3 protein-coding genes are annotated in these 2,096 nt (G+C 67.1%); all 3 read right to left on the bottom strand.

Annotated features, from left to right (window positions below; translation table 11 throughout):
* Positions 1–393: response regulator transcription factor (locus VMS22_11315; protein ID HXJ34609.1), on the bottom strand; the 393-nt coding region annotated here is incomplete at its 3' end.
* 593 nt (positions 394–986) lie between these two features.
* On the bottom strand, positions 987–1,580 hold the full coding sequence (locus VMS22_11310; protein HXJ34608.1) for a DUF1269 domain-containing protein: 594 nt from the start codon (positions 1,578–1,580) through the stop codon (positions 987–989).
* Between the two features lie 16 nt (positions 1,581–1,596).
* Positions 1,597–2,096: DUF1269 domain-containing protein (locus tag VMS22_11305; protein HXJ34607.1), on the bottom strand; the 500-nt coding region annotated here is incomplete at its 5' end.

Here is a 2,096-nt window from a genome sequence, read left to right as displayed (position 1 = left end):
ACGCGCGTGCTGCGCGGCGCGATCGCGCTCGATCGCGGCTCGGATCGCGGCGAGCAGCGCGCGCGAGCGGGTCGGCTTGGTCAGGAACTCGACCGCGCCCTCCTTCATCGCGCGTACCGACATCGGGATGCTGCCGCGCCCAGTGATGAAGATTATCGGGATTCGTACGCCAGCTCGCGCGAGCTCGCGCTGCAGATCAAGGCCGCTCAGCCCCGGGAGGTGCACGTCCAGCACGAGGCACGACGGACCGGCCACACGCACGTGATCCATGAACTCCTTGGCGGACGCGAACGTCTGGACGCAGAATCCCATCGAACGCACGAGGCGCTCGGTCGACCGCCGGACCGAGGGATCGTCGTCGACGACGAATACGGTTGCGTCCGCGTCGCTCACGCCGCTCCAGATTCCTTCGCCGCTTGGGGTCGAAAGGAGAACACCGCGCCGCGCCCACAGCTGGACTCGGCCCACAGGTGGCTGCCGTGGCTCTGGAGGATGATCGAACGGCTGATCGCGGGCCCGATCCCTGTGCCGCTCGCCTTGGTCGTGCAAGTCACCGCCGGCCGTCCGATTTCCGTGTCGCGACGCCCCTGGATGTGAAGGGACCCTTCCTAGTTCATCGACGCGGCCCATCGCAACCATGGCGTTCACGACGAGTTTCGCTCACCGGCGGCCCACCTCGGGATGAAGCGCACGAAGCTGCAAGCTCTGAGGAACGGGACGGGATGACCAGACCCGGCTGATCGAGCCCGCGGTGGGCGCGGCCCGGCCTCGTTCCCGCACCAAACGTCACGTCGTCCGCCGGACCTTCGGCGTCCATTCCGCGAATGCGACGGGGCTCGACCTCCTGGTCCGAGCCTCTCACGTTTGCGCTACGATCCATGGCGGGCGGATGGCACCGCCGGATCGACACCTCGCGCGAGTCGCCCGACGACATCTGCGAGTGGGCCGCGGCACCACCGCATCCGGGCGAGATCACATTTCGGTCTTCAACCTCCAGGCCCCCCGCTCAGGGTCGCCTGAATCAGCTTCGCCCGCTCCACATCGACGTTCGTCTTCAGCACCGTCCCGCCGAGCCCCCGGATCCCGTGCAGAACGACGTCCATGTCCCCTTGATCGTCCAACACGAACAGCGCGGAGGTCCCGGGCTTCATCATCCCCTCGATCTCGCGCACGAAGTCGTCGCCGATCCCGACCGCCGCCGCGGACACCCCGGTTCCTGCGCCGCCCAGCAACGCTCCGACGGCGGCGCCGGTGAACGGCGTCCCGAGCACCAGACCCGCGACGAAGCCGACGACGGTGCAACCGAGGATGTTGGGGACGGCGGGAAACGGCTCTCGGTCCAACGTGAAGGATCCATCGGGATGTCTCACGACGACCGCCGCGTCCAGGAGGATGAGGTAGGACTCGCCCCACCCGAGCCGTATGATCTCGTCTTTGACCTGACCCGCCCGCTCCATGTCGTCGTAGCCGATAGCCCAGAGATGGGCGGCGACGGTCGATTGCTGGCTCTCCTTCGTCAAAGGCTTCCGAACCGTGATTCGCCTAGACATTGTCCCCCTCCGTCGATGTGGTTGTGGCACGAACCTCGAGAGTCCCTCAGCTCGCCGCGCTTCCGGCGAGCGTCGCCTGGATCAGTTTCGCCCGTTCCACATCGACGTTCGTCTTCAGCACCGTTCCGCCGAGCCCGCGTAGGTTGTGGAGAATCACGTCCATGTCGCCTTCGTCGTCCAACACGAACAGCGCCGCTGTCCCGGGCCGCATCATCTCTTCGACCTCGCGGATGAAGTCATCCGTGATCCCGACCGTGGCCGCGACTCCACTGCCTACGAGACCCAGAGCTGCACCAACGGCCGCGGCGGTGAGCGGGGGTGCGGCGAGCACGAGGCCCACGATGAAGGCCACGGCGGCCGAGCCGAGGATGTTCTCCCCGGTGGGGACGGGCTCGCGGTCGAGCGTGAACGACCCATCGGACTGCCGTACCACGACTACGACGTCCGAGAGAAGGAGGTAGTGCTCGTCCCACCCGAGCTTGGTGATCTCGTCTCTGACCTTCCGGGCCTGCTCCACGTCGTCGTAGCCGACGGCCCAGAGATGGC

The organism is Candidatus Eisenbacteria bacterium, assembly GCA_035577985.1.
Lineage (GTDB): Bacteria > Desulfobacterota > Binatia > DP-6 > DP-6 > DATJZY01.
Note: the sequence above shows the minus strand (reverse complement) of the source record. Positions and strands in the feature narration are given on the sequence as shown.